12 protein-coding genes are annotated in these 13,761 nt (G+C 69.3%); 5 read left to right on the top strand and 7 right to left on the bottom strand.

Annotated elements, in window-relative coordinates; translation table 11 throughout:
* The first annotated feature begins 7 nt into the window (after window positions 1-7).
* Window positions 8-586, top strand: coding sequence for a TetR/AcrR family transcriptional regulator (locus tag IU459_RS04660; protein ID WP_195128216.1), 579 nt, complete (start codon window positions 8-10; stop codon window positions 584-586).
* 55 nt (window positions 587-641) lie between these two features.
* On the opposite strand, the gene IU459_RS04655 is transcribed toward IU459_RS04660, so the two are convergent.
* The 3 genes from IU459_RS04655 to IU459_RS04645 are packed head-to-tail and all read right to left on the bottom strand — an operon-like array spanning window position 642 to window position 3,159.
* On the bottom strand, window positions 642-1,088 hold the full coding sequence (locus IU459_RS04655) for an SRPBCC domain-containing protein (RefSeq protein WP_195128215.1): 447 nt from the start codon (window positions 1,086-1,088) through the stop codon (window positions 642-644).
* A gap of 53 nt (window positions 1,089-1,141) precedes the next feature.
* A complete protein-coding gene (locus IU459_RS04650) occupies window positions 1,142-2,506 on the bottom strand; it encodes an alpha/beta-hydrolase family protein (RefSeq protein WP_195128214.1) in 1,365 nt (454 codons plus the stop codon).
* A complete protein-coding gene (locus IU459_RS04645; RefSeq protein WP_228837432.1) occupies window positions 2,503-3,159 on the bottom strand; it encodes a hypothetical protein in 657 nt (218 codons plus the stop codon). The genes IU459_RS04650 and IU459_RS04645 overlap by 4 nt, the downstream gene beginning before the upstream one ends.
* 306 nt (window positions 3,160-3,465) lie before the next feature.
* Here IU459_RS04645 and IU459_RS04640 point away from each other — a divergent pair, with 306 nt between their 5' ends.
* A complete protein-coding gene (locus IU459_RS04640; RefSeq protein WP_195128213.1) occupies window positions 3,466-4,683 on the top strand; it encodes a sensor histidine kinase in 1,218 nt (405 codons plus the stop codon).
* 94 nt (window positions 4,684-4,777) lie between these two features.
* Entirely contained in the window at window positions 4,778-5,443 is a 666-nt protein-coding gene (locus IU459_RS04635; RefSeq protein ID WP_195128212.1) for a response regulator, read from the top strand.
* 7 nt (window positions 5,444-5,450) lie between these two features.
* Here the strand turns inward: IU459_RS04635 and IU459_RS04630 are convergent, their stop codons facing one another.
* A complete protein-coding gene (locus IU459_RS04630) occupies window positions 5,451-6,341 on the bottom strand; it encodes a hypothetical protein (RefSeq protein WP_324198741.1) in 891 nt (296 codons plus the stop codon).
* 268 nt (window positions 6,342-6,609) lie between these two features.
* On the opposite strand from IU459_RS04630, the gene IU459_RS04625 reads away from it, so the two are divergent.
* A complete protein-coding gene (locus IU459_RS04625; protein WP_440446460.1) occupies window positions 6,610-8,490 on the top strand; it encodes a protein kinase domain-containing protein in 1,881 nt (626 codons plus the stop codon).
* Window positions 8,491-8,495: 5 nt separating this feature from the next.
* On the opposite strand, the gene IU459_RS04620 is transcribed toward IU459_RS04625, so the two are convergent.
* The 3 genes from IU459_RS04620 to IU459_RS04610 are packed head-to-tail and all read right to left on the bottom strand — an operon-like array spanning window position 8,496 to window position 12,053.
* Window positions 8,496-10,988 (bottom strand): FtsX-like permease family protein, encoded by a 2,493-nt coding sequence (locus tag IU459_RS04620; RefSeq protein ID WP_195128209.1) that lies wholly within the window; start codon window positions 10,986-10,988, stop codon window positions 8,496-8,498.
* A complete protein-coding gene (locus IU459_RS04615) occupies window positions 10,985-11,692 on the bottom strand; it encodes an ABC transporter ATP-binding protein (protein ID WP_195128208.1) in 708 nt (235 codons plus the stop codon). Before IU459_RS04615 ends, IU459_RS04620 begins: the two co-directional genes overlap by 4 nt.
* A 52-nt stretch (window positions 11,693-11,744) precedes the next feature.
* Window positions 11,745-12,053, bottom strand: coding sequence for a hypothetical protein (locus IU459_RS04610; RefSeq protein WP_195128207.1), 309 nt, complete (start codon window positions 12,051-12,053; stop codon window positions 11,745-11,747).
* Window positions 12,054-12,212: 159 nt separating this feature from the next.
* Here IU459_RS04610 and IU459_RS04605 point away from each other — a divergent pair, with 159 nt between their 5' ends.
* Window positions 12,213-13,526 carry a sensor histidine kinase gene (locus tag IU459_RS04605; protein ID WP_195128206.1) on the top strand — a complete coding sequence of 438 codons (1,314 nt, stop codon included), beginning with the start codon at window positions 12,213-12,215 and terminating at the stop codon, window positions 13,524-13,526.
* The last annotated feature ends 235 nt before the right edge of the window (window positions 13,527-13,761 follow it).

The following is a 13,761-nucleotide window of genomic DNA, read 5'->3' as shown; positions in this document are numbered from 1 at the left end:
TGGCGGCATGCCCGACACACCCACTGCCACGCGGCGCAGCGAGCGGGCCCGCGCCGCGATTCTCACCGCTGCCGCCGAACTGATCCGCGAGCTGCCCTACGCGAAATTGACCATCGAAGCCATCGCGGCCCGTGCGGGTGTCGGCAAACAGACCATCTACCGCTGGTGGCCGTCGAAGGGAGCGGTCGTCTTCGACGCCATGCTCGAATCCGACTCCGGCCCCGCACTGCCGGACACCGGTGACATCGCCGCCGATCTGCGCGGATTGCTGCGCGGCTCGATCGTCGCGCTGACCGACCCGGGGTACGAATCCTTCCTTCGCGCCATGTACATCGAGATCCAGCAGGACCCGGAGCTGGCCGCCACCTACCGCGAACGCCTCTTGCTGCCGCAGCGTGCGGCCATCGCCGACCGGCTCGCCGCCGCCGTGGATGCGGGTGAACTCCGCGCGGGCCTGGATTTGGAACTCGCGATCGATCTGTTGCTCGGCCCGATTCAAACCCGGTGGTCGCTGGGTCTCGGTGGGCTCACCGAGTCATATGCCGACTCGGCCCTGGATGCGGCGCTGGCATATCTGCGCGCATGAACCCTTCGGGTCGTGCATCAACACCGGTGGCCTTGCGCGTCGAAGTGGAGTCCTGTCAGGGGGTTCGCAGCGACTCGGCTTGCTTCCGGATGCCTTCGGTCATGCCCTCGAAGCCGCGTCGCAGATTCTTGCCGAGCAGCGCGACGACCACGGGATGCAACCATCCTCCGAGTTCGAAGTGCGACTCGTAACGGGTGCGGTCGTCCGCGAGGGAAGTCACGGTGTGTGAGCGCAGACTGTGCAGCGCGCCCAGGGGAACCGGCTTCATCGCGTAGCCGAGTTCACGGCCGGGCGTGTGGGAGCGGATCCATTCGCGCTGTTTGCGCGGACTGGAACCGGAGACGTTGACGAGCATGTCGATCGGCTCGCCGGGAACCAGGGAGCTGCGGCACTCCGGGACGAACGGATTCCATTCGCCGTAGCGCGGGAAGTCGGTGATCACCTGCCAGACCAGTTCGGCAGGAGCATTGATGTCCACGGCAAGGTCGATGACAAAGGCCATGGAGAAATTAGAACACGTTCTATGATGACTGTGGGTGTGCCGGGCCGGATAGGTCAGCAGCCGCCCATGGCGGTGCCCTGATCGGACCCGTAGCGGTGGCCGTGCCCGGGCGGGGCGTCGAGCGCGGCGAGCAGGTCGGCCGTGGTCTGCGCGAAGCTGATCAGCGGAAGCCACTGGGGGACCGGAGCGTCGACCCGGGCGCCGGTGAGGTCCGGCGCGCGCCACAGCTGGGTGAGCGACCAGTGGATCACCGGGTCGGAGGTGTTGGCCAGCACGGTCGCGCCGCCGTGGTGGACGTGGTTGGCCGGGGGTCCGGCCCACAGCGCCGCGCAGGTTCGGTTGTCCTGGTCGGCGTCGTCGGCGAAGACGGCGTTGCCGCCCAGCGCGCCCAGGCTCTGGCCGTACACATACAGCTTCGGCTTCTGTGTCAGGCCCTCGAGGTGGTTCTCCACGGCGGTGAACAGGCTGCGCGCGGCGGTCACCGCGGCGTCGCGGCCGAACACGAACGTGGCCCAGCTCGGCAGGTAGGAGTACTGCAGACCGACCAGCGCCACGTCGCCGTCGAAGTGCTGGTCGAATCCCGCGACGGCGTTCGTGTCGATCCACCCCGACCCGGTCGGCACGGTGACGACCAGATGCGAGCGTGTGAAGCCGCCCGAACGCTCCAGCTCCCGAATTGCCAGGGTGACACGGCTGTCCAGGTCCGGCGCGGAGGTCACCCCGACGTAGACCCGCACGGCCCGCACCGGCGCATCGCTCACGAACTTGCGCCCCTCGGCGCCCAGCGACGACCAGCTCACCGCCGAACCGGTATGCGAAACCGGTTGCACCAGAGCAGGATCCAGCTCGGCATTGGCACTGGCGTACACCGAGTCACGCCATCCGACGGCAGCGGGCACGCCGGCCAGATACAACAGAATCGCCATGACCGCGGCCAGCGAAACTCTCCGTGCCCAGCCGAGTCTGCGCAGTGCCCAGGCGATCGAGCGGGTGGCGCCGACGAACAGTCCGATGATCAGCGCCGCGCCGAGTGCGCACCGCAACCAGTAATCCGTTCCGATCCGCGGTGTTCCCATCGCCGCGCGCAGCCGGTTCTGCCAGTGGCCCGCGTTCGCCGCCGCACCCACGACCAGCACCGACGTCGCGATCAGCAGGGGCAGTCGCATCCAGCCGTGACGCTGGTTGATGTCGAAATCGACGCGTCGCCCGACGATGCGCACGATCCCCGCGACGCCGAGTGTGATCGCCGCGAGGAGCGCGGTCAGCACGGCTTGGGTGCCGGGCGTCCGGGGGAGCAGCCCGGGCGCCAATGATGCCAAGACGCCGATCCCTACCCCGAGTGTGGTGCCGATCCGTGGCGGCAGGATGACGCGCACGGCACCGCCCAGTGTGGTGGCGGAGCTGAAGAGAGCGGTCATCTCCGAACCCCGGAGACGCCACTCGTATTCGGCGAGCCGGCAGCGAACGCGACCCCGCGCCGCCGGTTGCGCACGGTGAGAACGGCGCCGAGCCCGGCGATTCCGGCGCCGAGCACTCCGAGCAGCTTCCAGCTCGCCGTCGAATCGGGATCCGCGGCATCCGCCAGGCGCTCGACCACCGGTGCGCCGTAGTCCTGGCGACGGGAGTTCAAATCGACCGCGGTGTTCGCGATCGACGCCATCGCGTCGCAGCGGGCGCGGGAGAACGAGTCCACCCGGGTCGCGCAAGCCTCGTGCATCTGCCGGTCCAGCGTCGCGTCCAGGGCTTGACGCGCCCACGGCCCCAGCGGCTCGCCGCGCAGGTCGGCGTAGCGCAGCAGGTCGTAGCCCAGATCATGAGCCTTGCACGCGGTATCGAATTCGGCGGGCAGCGTGACCGGCGAGGAGCAGTCGCCCCCTGGATTGACCACGAGACCGTCCACGGAGCTCGGGCGGTAGCCGAACGACGCGACGAAGTCCGGCGGGATGACGCTGAGCGCGCCCGGACCGCCCGCGGTCAGTTCCGCGACGGCGGCGCTCGCCTGCGCGCTCTCGACCGGCGCGGTCGCGGCGGCGGCCTGCGGCGCGGGTGCCAGGAACGCCGTCGCCGCCATTGTGGTCAACGCCGTCGCCGTCAGCGCCGCGCAGCGTCGCGTCGGTCCGGCAACGGAAGTGTTTGTGGCGGAAGGGTTTCGGGCTCCTGCGGCCGATGCGGACCGGGGCACGGGTCCTGCGCTGGTCGGTGTGCTCATGGTGACGACGTTAGGGACCCCGTCCGCGCGGGCGCCTCACGCCCGGGAAGGTTTCCCGCGCCGTGCCGCCGGGGGAGCCGCCGTACCGGCGTCGCACCGGGGTACCGGGTCGGAAATCACCCCGAGGTATGAGGCCGCGGTCAGCTGGAGGTTTCTAGTGTCGTAGGCATGAACCGACAAAGTCGTGCCTGGGCGCGGCGGCTGGACGTACGCACCTGGTTCGACCTGGGCACGGTGCTGGTCGCGCTGATCTGGTACTCGGTGGCCTGGCCGACCTTGCATGTGACCCACGCGGTGCCCGCCGCAGCGCAGCCGTTCATCGCGGCGCTGGCCGCGTTCCCGGTGCTGCTCGTGCGGATCAATCCGGCGTTGGGGTGGGCGATCTCGGCGGGCTCGGCGCTGCTGATCTCGCTGGCCATACCCCATCAGCCGAACAATGAGCTGCCGTTCCAGGTCGTGCACGCGCTGTGCCTGCTGGTGCTGCTGTTCGCGGTGGCGCTGCGGGCGCCGGGGCAGATCGTCGCGGTCGCCTGGGCGGCCACGGCGCTGTTGTTCGCGACGACCATGCCAGGGGAAGGGGACGCGTTCGCGAACGCCGCGTGGGGCTGGCCGATCGCACTCGCGGCGCTGGTGCTGTTCGGCCTGCTCATCCGCTGGCTGGTGCTGTCGCGGCGGCAGTTGGTGCGTCAGGAGGAAGAGAACGAACTCGAACGGGCTCGCCGGGCGATCCTGGAGGAGAAGGCCCGCATCGCCCGCGATCTGCACGACGTGGTCGCCCACCACATGTCCCTGGTCGTCGTGCAGGCACAGACCGCGCCCTACCGGGTGGATGGCGTCACCCCGGCCGCTCGCGCCGAGTTCGAGTCGATCGGCGCCACGGCGCGCGAGGCACTCAACGAGATCCGCGGCATGCTCGGCGTCCTGCGCAGCGACGGCCAGCTGCCCGAGCACGCGCCGCAGCCGAAGGCCGCCGACGTGGTCGCCCTGTTCGAGGGCGCGCGACGTGCCGGTGTCGACGTCACCTGGACGGTCGAGGGTGCGTTGGACACGATCCCCGAGACCATCGGTCTCGCGCTCTATCGCATTGCTCAGGAATCCCTGTCCAACGCCTCCCGGCACGCTCCAGGCGCCGCCGTTCAGGTTCGCATTGTGCGCGGCGCGGACCTGCTGCTCACGGTCGGCAACGGTCCGGGAGCCACGGCCACCCGCCCGGTAGGCAACGGCGGCCACGGCATCGCGGGGATGCAAGCGCGTGCCGTCGCCGTCGGCGGGGAGGTCTCGGCCGGTGCCCGCAGCGACGGCGGCTTCGAAGTCAATGCCCGCCTCCCACTCGCGCTGTCGAACATCGGCGCCACCCCACTGGCGCCCGCGGCGTCGGAACACTGAGCGTTCGAACGGGATCCGCTTGTCGGCGAAAAGCGGAGCCGGGCCGCATACGGGCCCAGCGGACGTGTGCATGAGGGGCAATTAGGGTGAGCTGGTGGCAATTACCGTGTTGATCGCCGATGACCAGGCCATGGTGCGGCAGGGGTTCGGGGCGCTGCTCGCGGCTCAGCCGGACATCAGCGTCGTCGGCGACGCGGCGGACGGAAAGGTCGCGGTGGCCGAGGCCAAGCGGCTGCGCCCGGACGTCGTGCTGATGGATGTGCGTATGCCGGAGATGAACGGACTGGACGCGGCCCGCGCCATCCTGGCCGCCGGATTCGATCCTCCGGTGCGCGTGCTGATGCTGACCACCTTCGACATCGATGACTACGTCTACGAGGCGCTGAGCCTCGGCGCCAGCGGATTCCTGCTGAAGGACGCGCCCGCCGAGGAATTGGTCCGCGCGGTGCGGGTGGTCGCCGACGGTCAGGCACTGCTCGCGCCGACCGTCACCCGCAGGCTCATCGCCGATGTCACCCGCCGCCGCAGCTCCGCGCGGGCGAAACCGGCACCGCAGCTGACGGCGCTCACTCCGCGTGAGCGGGAGGTGCTGGAGCTGATCGCCAAGGGCATGTCGAACGCGGAGATCGCAGAGGCGCTCTTCGTCGCCGAGCAGACCGTGAAAACCCATGTGTCGAAGGTTTTCTCGAAGCTGAACCTGCGCGACCGCGCCCAGGCCGTCGTCTTGGCCTACGAGACCGGCCTCGTCACTCCCGGCTGACCCGTGCTCACAGCGGCGGGCAGGACCCGCCGCGCACCTCGTCGAGATGACGTCCGATCAGCTCCGCCATCCGGCTCAGGATGGCGGTGGCGTCGTCGAACGTGCCGGAATCGGCCTGCGCCGCGAGGGCGACCGCGATCATGCCGGACCGTACCGGTACCAGGCCGAACTGCCGGACGGTGTAGACGCCGGTCACGTCGTCCGGCCCCCAGCCACCCTTGAACGCCGTGCCCTCGAGCACGCCGAGACCCCACGACTGCTCGGGTGTGATCTCCGTCATCAGCTCGGTGACGTGGAACGTCTCGGGCAGGCACGGCAGCCGGGACGCGAAGCGCGCCTGGTTGGCCAGCGTCCACTCGGTCCCGCCGAAGGAGGTGTAGTCCAGCGTGGTGCGCGGGCCCGCGACACCGGTCGCGGCGTCACCCGCTTCATCGATCACGTTCTGCACAGCCTTGGCGGCTTCCAGCCCGTCGCCGAGCGACTGCCATAGCGCATCGGCGGCGTCGTTGTCCGACCAAGTGATCGCGGCCTCCACCTCATGCAAGATGCCTTCCTGCCGGTCGTGCCGCAGCGCCGCGATCGCGAGCGGGACCTTGATGGTCGACCACGCGATGCCGCTGACCCAGTCGCCGAAGATGGTCATCCGGCCGCCGCCGACGGGCATGATCGCCATGCCGACCTGTCCGGCCAGCTGCGGCTGCAGCTGAGTGAAATCGGCGGCCAGCGAGTCCGGCATGGAGACCGCGAGGTTCGGCCGCCACGTCCCGACGGTGTCGACGACGACGGGGGGCGGTTCGGCGGCCGGCCGCTCGCCCGGAAACAGGGCGCACGAGGTCAGGGTGAGCAGTACCACCATCGAAGCGGCGCGCAGCACCGAACCAGATCCGGTCGACCTCACCACCGAGTCCTCCCCACCACCACGTGCGCGTGCTCGCTTTTCATCGGCGGTGCAAAATAGCTGATCGGGCCCGTCCGGCGGGTGACCGGGCGGGAGACATCGTCGCGCGACACGCGACAGCGTCGCGAGAACGATATCTCGGGAGATAGTTTCGCCGATTTTCGCTGGGAATTCGAAACGCCGTGGCCAGGGCGCCACCCGGTAGGCTCCAGGATCTGTACGGAGCGCCCGGACCTGCACGTCCGGCCGTGGGTCACCTGAAGGGGGCGTGTTGCTCAACAGCGGTGCGGTGTTCGCCGGGTTCACCATCGAGAAGCTGCTCGGCCAGGGCGGTATGGGATCGGTGTATCTGGCCCGGCACCCGAGACTGCCGAGGCAGACGGCGCTCAAGCTGCTCAACCGCGAGCTGTTCGCCGACGCCGAGGTCAGGGCGCGGTTCGAGCGGGAGGCGGACCTGGCCGCGCAGCTGGATCATCCGAACATCGTCGCGGTGTACGACCGCGGCACCGAAGACGAGCAGCTATGGATCTCCATGCAGTACGTCGACGGCGTGGACGCGGCGACGGTGCATCCGCCGACCCTGCCGCCGGAGCGGGCCGTGCAGATCGTCGAAGGCGTCGCCGCCGCATTGGATTACGCACACGGGATGGGCGTGCTGCACCGGGATGTGAAGCCCGCGAACATCATGCTGGCCCGCTCGGTGGGCGGGCACGGCGAACGCGTCTTCCTCACCGACTTCGGCATCGCCCGGCTGCGCGAGGATTCCACCCACCTGACCCAGACCGGCATGTTCACCGCGACGCTCGCCTACGCCTCGCCGGAACAGATGACCGGCGCGCACCTGGACCACCGCTCCGATCAGTACTCGCTGGCATGCGCGCTGTACTGGTTGCTGACCGGCGTCGCTCCCTTCGACGCCGCCGCCCCGGCCGAGATCATCCGCGGCCATCTCCAGCTGCCGCCGCCCTCGGCGGCGGCCGTGCGCCCCGGACTCTCGGCCGCGCTCGACGCGGTGATCGCGAAGGCGATGGCCAAGCGGCCCGACGACCGGTACACGTCCTGCGTCGAGTTCGCCACGGCCGCACGCCGAGCGCTGACCGCGCCCGCACCGACGATCGTGGCGTCGCAGTACCAGCCGCAGCCGGCGCCCACCGTTATCGCGCAGCCGTCGAGTCCGGCGTATCCAGGGCCGGAGGCGAGTTCGCCGACGTATGCCGCCGCCGGATCCGGCCCGGCCTACACCGCGCCGCCGCAGTACGTCCCGAATCCGACTGCGGAACAGAATTTCCCGAAGCCCGAAGCACCCGCGGTGGCGCCGCCGAGTTACGCAGCGGTGCCGCAGCAGCCCAGTCATTTGTCGATGCCGCCGAATTATCCTGCGGCGCAGGCGGTTTCGCCGAGTTATCCGGCGGCGCAGGCGATGCCGCCGAATACGCCGCCGCCGATGGGCTACGCACCCCATCAGCCGCCCGGCTATCCGCCCGAACGCCGCTCCCATACCGGCCTGATCGTAATGGTCGTGCTGATCGTGGTGGCGTTGCTCGGTGGCGTCGGCATCGTCGCCGCGAAGGTCGGATTCTCCAATTCCGACTCCGCGTCTCCGCTCGATCTCGGCACCAAGACGCCCACGGGACCGGCCGATCCCGGGATGCTCGCCAAGGCGTTCCCGAACCTGCTGCCGCAAGGCGTGGACACGAAGTACAACGTCGGCTCCGGCCCGGGGTATCGGGACAAAACATGCTTTCTCAACACGGCCGAGCCGGGTGACAAAGTATCCGCCGCCGACGGTGTGCCCGACTTCCCCAACTGGGCAACGGCCTGGAATTGCTGGGGCACGCCGATCAACGAGCCCGATTACGTCCTCGTCGCCTTCAAATCACCGCAGGACGCACAGGCGGCGGTGCGCGACCTGCCGTCCAACACCGCGGCGACCGAACGCAACAACGGCAAGTCCTATTCCACCTACCGGTGGCAGACGTCCGGCGGTGGCTTGCCGGACGGGTTCCTGGTCGTCGAGTTCGAAGACGATCCCGCCCGATCCAGCTACCTGCTGTTCGCCACGGTGACGCTCACCGACCGCATCCCGACCTCGGGGTTCGGCATGCCCGCCGCCGAATTCGAGGACTGGTTCGCCGACCTGCCGCTGTGACGAGCTCAGTCGACCGCGAGCGCCTCCACGATGGGCAGCCGGGCGGCCCGAAGTGCGGGCGGAATCGACCCGAGCAGCGCAAGCGCCAGCGCGACCACGCCGTAGACCAGCACCATCGGGCTCGGCTGATAGGCGACGTCGATGGTCAAGGCATTTCCCATCGCGATCGCACCCAGGTACTGCACCAAGGCGCCGAGAAGCAAACCCAGTGCCGCGCCGACGATTCCGATGCCCGCCGCCTCGGCGAGCACCGAACGCATCAGGAACTTGCGGCCGGTGCCCATGGCGCGCAACACCCCGAGTTCCCTGCGGCGGTCCAGCACCGAGAGCATCAATGTGTTCAGCAGCGCCACCGTGGCCACCAGCACCACGATCCAGAGGATGGCATTGCTCATCACCATTCCTTGCCGGATACTCGACGAGGCCGCGATCACGGTATTGGCGCCGGTGTCGACGTGCAGTTCCGGTGGCACCACCTGGCGGATAGCCGCGAGCACTGCCGCGCGATCGGCGCCGGGTTCGATGTCGACCGCGATGACCGTCTCGCCGGGCCGCTCGTACCAGGCGCGCATCAGGTTCAGGTCCATCATCACCACGCCCGCGATCGCCGAGAAGTACGGGATCACCTGCAGCACGCGCACGGTGCGCGGGCCGGTCGGCGTCGGCAGGGTCAGCTCCGCGCCCGCGCCCACGCCCAGCGAGCGCGCCACGTCACGGGAGATCGCCACACCCTCCCCGGCGGACAGCCGGGCGACGTTCTCGTCGGTGAGCATCCGCATGCGCGTTTCCCTGGCATCGGGCGGAAATCCTTGCAGCATCACGCGACTGCTGCCGAGCGTGGCGAACGCCATCTGCGCCGGGCTGAGATGCGCGACGCCGGGCACGGCGGCGAGCTTGCCCGGCAGGTCGGCGGGCAGCAGCGGCCCGGTCGGGAATTGCGCCATCGAAGCCGGGCTGACGTAGACGTCGTTCTTGGCCAGATCCTTGAATGTCACGGTGGCCGAATCGATCATGTTGCTGGATGCGCCACCCATGCCGACGGTCGCGGCGACGCCGATCATCACCGTCATGGCCGTAGCCCAGACCCGGCGCGGTGCGCGTTCCAGTGTGGTCGCGCCGAGCGCGCCCGGGGCGCGGAACCAGCGTGCGATCCCGGCGGCGACCCGCACGATCGGACCCGTTGCGCCGAAACACAGCAGGATGGCGGCGATGAACGAGATCGAGATGGCGGTCAGCGAATAGCGGCCGAGATCGCTGCTTGCGACCAACACGGCGGCGCCGACCAGTCCGGCGCCCAGCGCCACGGCGAGCCAGCGCAGCAGCGGGCTCGCCGTATCCGTTCGGCCCACGCCCACCGGAGCCAGCGCCTCGATGGGCTGGACCTTGTACACCTGGCGCGCGGCGAGGGATGCCGCGAGCACGCTGGCGAACACGCACGCCGCGACCGCGAACGGAATCACGTACCAGGGCACCAGATACTCGGTGCGCGCCTCCACCGACTGCACGATCGCGGTGGGCAGGGCGCCGATCGCGATCCGGCCCATGAACACGCCCAGCACCGCACCGACCGCGCCGCCGAGCACGCCGAGCAGCGCCGCTTCGCCCAGCAGATCACGCACCATCGGACCACGTCTGCCGCCGATGGCGCGCAGCAGCGACAGCATCGGCCTGCGCTGGGCAATCGCCATGCTCATCGCGTTGTAGATGAGGAACGCGGAGACGATCAGCGCGGCGGCCGAGGCCATCGTGGTGGAGTACCGGACGATCTGCACCACGCCGCCCGCCTGCGCGGTGCGCAGGCTCGGTTCGGCCACTACCGCGCGACCGTCCACCGCGGCGGTCACCGCCGCGCGCAGCTGCCCGAGGTCGGCGCCGTCGGCGGGAATGATCTGCACCGAATCCAGTCGCCCGGGTCGGTCGGTGATCTTCTGCGCGAGCCCGAGCGGCGCCGCGATGAGGTGTCCGTCGTTGAGCTTCTTGGACGCCTGTTCGTCGAGGATGTCCGCGACCGTCACCGTCGTATTGCCCAGCGTGAACTGCTCGCCCTCGGAGCGACCGAGCGCCGCGCCGACCAGCACCCCGTTCGGCACCGACAGCAGCCTTCCCGCGGAAGCGCTCATGGGAGCGGTCAATTCGCTGCCCAGCGCGCCGATGGTCGAGTCGGCGCCGATCAGCAGCGCACGGTCCGCGCCGGTGCCGAGCTGCGCGCGCAACATCGGCACCGCCACCGCCACACCGGGAGTGGTCACGATCTGACGCAGCAATTGCTGGTCGAAACCCGCGTCGGTGATTCCGGTGACCTCCAGCTGCGCCTTGCCGCCGAGGCCGCGGGTCAGCTTGTCCACCGAACCGGTCACCGACCCGGAGATGCTCAGCACCGCGACCAGCAGCGACGCCGAGACACCCATCACGATCAGCGACATCAGGGTGCGGCCGCGATGGGCGAGCAACTCGCCGATATTGAACAGCCGCAGGCGATCCCACGCCGCGCGGATCACGCGTTGACCGTCCGCTCGACCCGGTCGTTGGAGCCGATCCGGCCGTCGCGCAGGGTGATCACGCGATCGCAGTAGGTCACCGCGCCCATGTCGTGGGTCACCATCACCACCGAATTGCCCGATTCGGTGATTTCCCCGAGCAGCTCGAGGATGGCGGCGCCGGTCTTGGAATCCAGGTTTCCGGTGGGCTCGTCGGCCAGGATCAGCGGCGGGTTCATGATCAGCGCCCGCGCCACCGCGACCCGCTGCATCTGGCCGCCGGACAACTCGGCGGGCCGGTGCTCGGCCCGCGCGGCGAGACCGACCAGGTCGAGCAGCTCCAGCGCGCGCGGCTTGGCCTTACGCAAACCGGTGCCGTCCAGCAGTTTCGGGATCGCCACGTTCTCCCATGCCGACAGCGTGGGCAGCAGGTTGAAGAACTGGAAGACGAAACCGACCTGATGGCGCCGGAACCGCGACTGCTGCTCCTCGTCGAGTGCGCCGATCTCCTCGCCCCGGAACCGGATCGAGCCCGAATCGGGACTGTCCAGCGCGCCCAGCAGGTGCAGCAGGGTGCTCTTGCCGGAACCGGACGGCCCGATGATCGAGGTGAATTCACCGCCCTCGATGCGCAATCCCACCTCATCGAGCGCCCGGACGGTCTGACCGCCGACCCGGTACTCCTTCGTCACGCCCGATAACTCCAGCATCGCCGGTTCAGACATCGTTGTCCCCCGTTTCCGTTCGGTCGATCAACAGTTCTTCGTTCTTCGCGCGTCAGCGCGCCATGGTCTCCGACGCGTGGTTGCGGCGACCATACTGTGCCTCGAGCACCGCGCGCAGCACCGGCTGCTCGGCGGCCAGCTCGAGGTACGCCTCGACCTCCGTGAGTCCCTGCTCGAGTTTCGCGTCGAAGTGGATGTTCCACCGATAGCGCAGCGTGAGCAGCAGTCCTTCCGCGTCACCGAACAGCCGCTCCAGACCGGGGATACCCGCGAACAAGTCGGGGCTGGCGGGATCGGTCGCCGCGCGGGTGAGCACGGTGTGCACGATGTCGGTTCGAGCGTGCTGATCTGTCCAGGACATGGCCTTCGCCTTTCCTCGGTGAACTACCGCTCACGGTACGGACGCGAAAGCCCTGTTGTCGTCGTGCCAGGGACCCGAATACGTCTCCGACCACAGTAGGAGTAGCGGCCCGCTCGCGGGACGATGTACCGCCGCGCGGGCGGCGGCTAGCCTTACAGAATGGGTGTGACCGGCGTCTCCGAAGCGCCGCCCGGCACGCCGCGAACCGGGCGGGTGCGCGCCGCGCTGCTGCGCACCAGGCAGCGGTGCGCCGAGTTCGGGCGCCATCCGGTGGCGGCGTTCCGGCGCAATGTCGAGCAGCTGCCGTTCGACTATCCGCCATCGGTCATCATCAGCATCGATCTCGCCGTCCTCGTCGTCGCGGTGGCGGCCGCGGTGCAGCGGCACGAGTACTTCCCGACCGTGCTTCCGATCATCGCGGTGCTGCTGACCTATGCCTTCGGGCCGCTGTACGCGTTTCTCGGCGTCATGCCCCGCCCTTTGCTGCTGGGTGTGCTGGCCATGGCCGCGGAGGCGCTGTTCCTCGCCCAGCCCGTCAGCGCCGACTTCGCGCCGTTCGTGCTGGTGGCCGCCGCTGGCGAGATCGCCGCGATCGCGCCGAAGCGGGTGAGCATTCCGGTCACGGTGGCGATGATGTTGCAGTTGGTCGCGTTCGACGCGATCGGCCACCTGTGGGAGGGACTGCCGACCTACCTGGTCGGCATCGCGTTCGGCTGGATGGCCGGGCTGATGATGCAGTATCAGCGCCGCTTCCTCTACCAGGAACGTGGCTACCAGGACATTCGCGCCGCGCAGGCCGCCGACGAGGAGCGCCACCGGATCGCACGCGAAGTGCACGACGTGATCGCGCACTCGCTGAGCGTGACCCTGCTGCATCTCACCGCCGCGCGGCACGCGCTGCAGACCGACCGCGACGTGGACGAGGCCGTGGAGGCGCTGACCGACGCCGAGCGACTCGGCAGGCAGGCCATGGCCGATATTCGCCGCACGGTCGGCCTGCTCGACGCGCGGCCGTGGAAGCAGGTCGCGGAACCGGGCGTGGAGGACGTCAAGGACTTGGTCGGCGATTTCGTACGCGCCGGGTTGGACGTGCACTACGAATGCGAGGGCGACCTCGGCGCGGTGTCGCCCGCCGTCGGGCTGGCGTTGTACCGGATCAGTCAGGAGTCGCTGGCGAATGTCGTCAAACACGCGCCCGGCGCGTCTGCCTCGGTACGGATCGCGGTGGACGCGACCATGGTGACGCTGACCGTGGACAACACCCTGCCTGCCGGGGTGCTGCCACAACGCGGCACGGGAATGGGCGTCTCCGGCATGCGGCAGCGCGCCGAATTGCTCGGCGGCCGGATGACGGTCGGCCCGAGCAACCACGGCTGGTCGGTGCGAGCAGGCATTCCGCTCGCGCCCGGTCGCGGCGGATTCTCGTGTTCGATACTGCCCGGCGCCACGACGACACCACGGGAGGGTGTGTGAGGGACCGGCATCGAGTGAACCGAGGGCACAGCGAGGCGGAGTTGTGAGGGAGCGTCAGCGAGTGAACCGAGGGCACAGTGCGCTGTGGCGCACGACGGAGCCGAGCGCCAGCGAGGCGGAGTTGTGAGGGAGCGTCAGCGAGTGAACCGAGGGCACAGTGCGCTGTGGCGCACGACGGAGCCGAGCGCCAGCGAGGCGGAGTTGTGAGGGAGCGTCAGCGAGTGAACCGAGGGCA

It is taken from the genome of Nocardia amamiensis (assembly GCF_015477605.1).
In the GTDB taxonomy this organism is placed as follows: Bacteria; Actinomycetota; Actinomycetes; order Mycobacteriales; family Mycobacteriaceae; genus Nocardia; species Nocardia amamiensis_A.
Note: the sequence above shows the minus strand (reverse complement) of the source record. Positions and strands in the feature narration are given on the sequence as shown.

Excerpts from the sequence above, each read along its gene's own strand:
- IU459_RS04640 (WP_195128213.1), top strand. The coding sequence starts at position 3,466 with ATGAACCGACAAAGTCGTGCCTGGGCGCGGCGGCTGGACGTACGCACC.
- IU459_RS04645 (WP_228837432.1), bottom strand. The coding sequence starts at position 3,159 with ATGGCGGCGACGGCGTTCCTGGCACCCGCGCCGCAGGCCGCCGCCGCG.
- IU459_RS04610 (WP_195128207.1), bottom strand. The coding sequence starts at position 12,053 with ATGTCCTGGACAGATCAGCACGCTCGAACCGACATCGTGCACACCGTG.
- IU459_RS04605 (WP_195128206.1), top strand. The coding sequence starts at position 12,213 with ATGGGTGTGACCGGCGTCTCCGAAGCGCCGCCCGGCACGCCGCGAACC.
- IU459_RS04650 (WP_195128214.1), bottom strand. The coding sequence starts at position 2,506 with ATGACCGCTCTCTTCAGCTCCGCCACCACACTGGGCGGTGCCGTGCGC.
- IU459_RS04660 (WP_195128216.1), top strand. The coding sequence starts at position 8 with ATGCCCGACACACCCACTGCCACGCGGCGCAGCGAGCGGGCCCGCGCC.
- IU459_RS04615 (WP_195128208.1), bottom strand. The coding sequence starts at position 11,692 with ATGTCTGAACCGGCGATGCTGGAGTTATCGGGCGTGACGAAGGAGTAC.
- IU459_RS04655 (WP_195128215.1), bottom strand. The coding sequence starts at position 1,088 with ATGGCCTTTGTCATCGACCTTGCCGTGGACATCAATGCTCCTGCCGAA.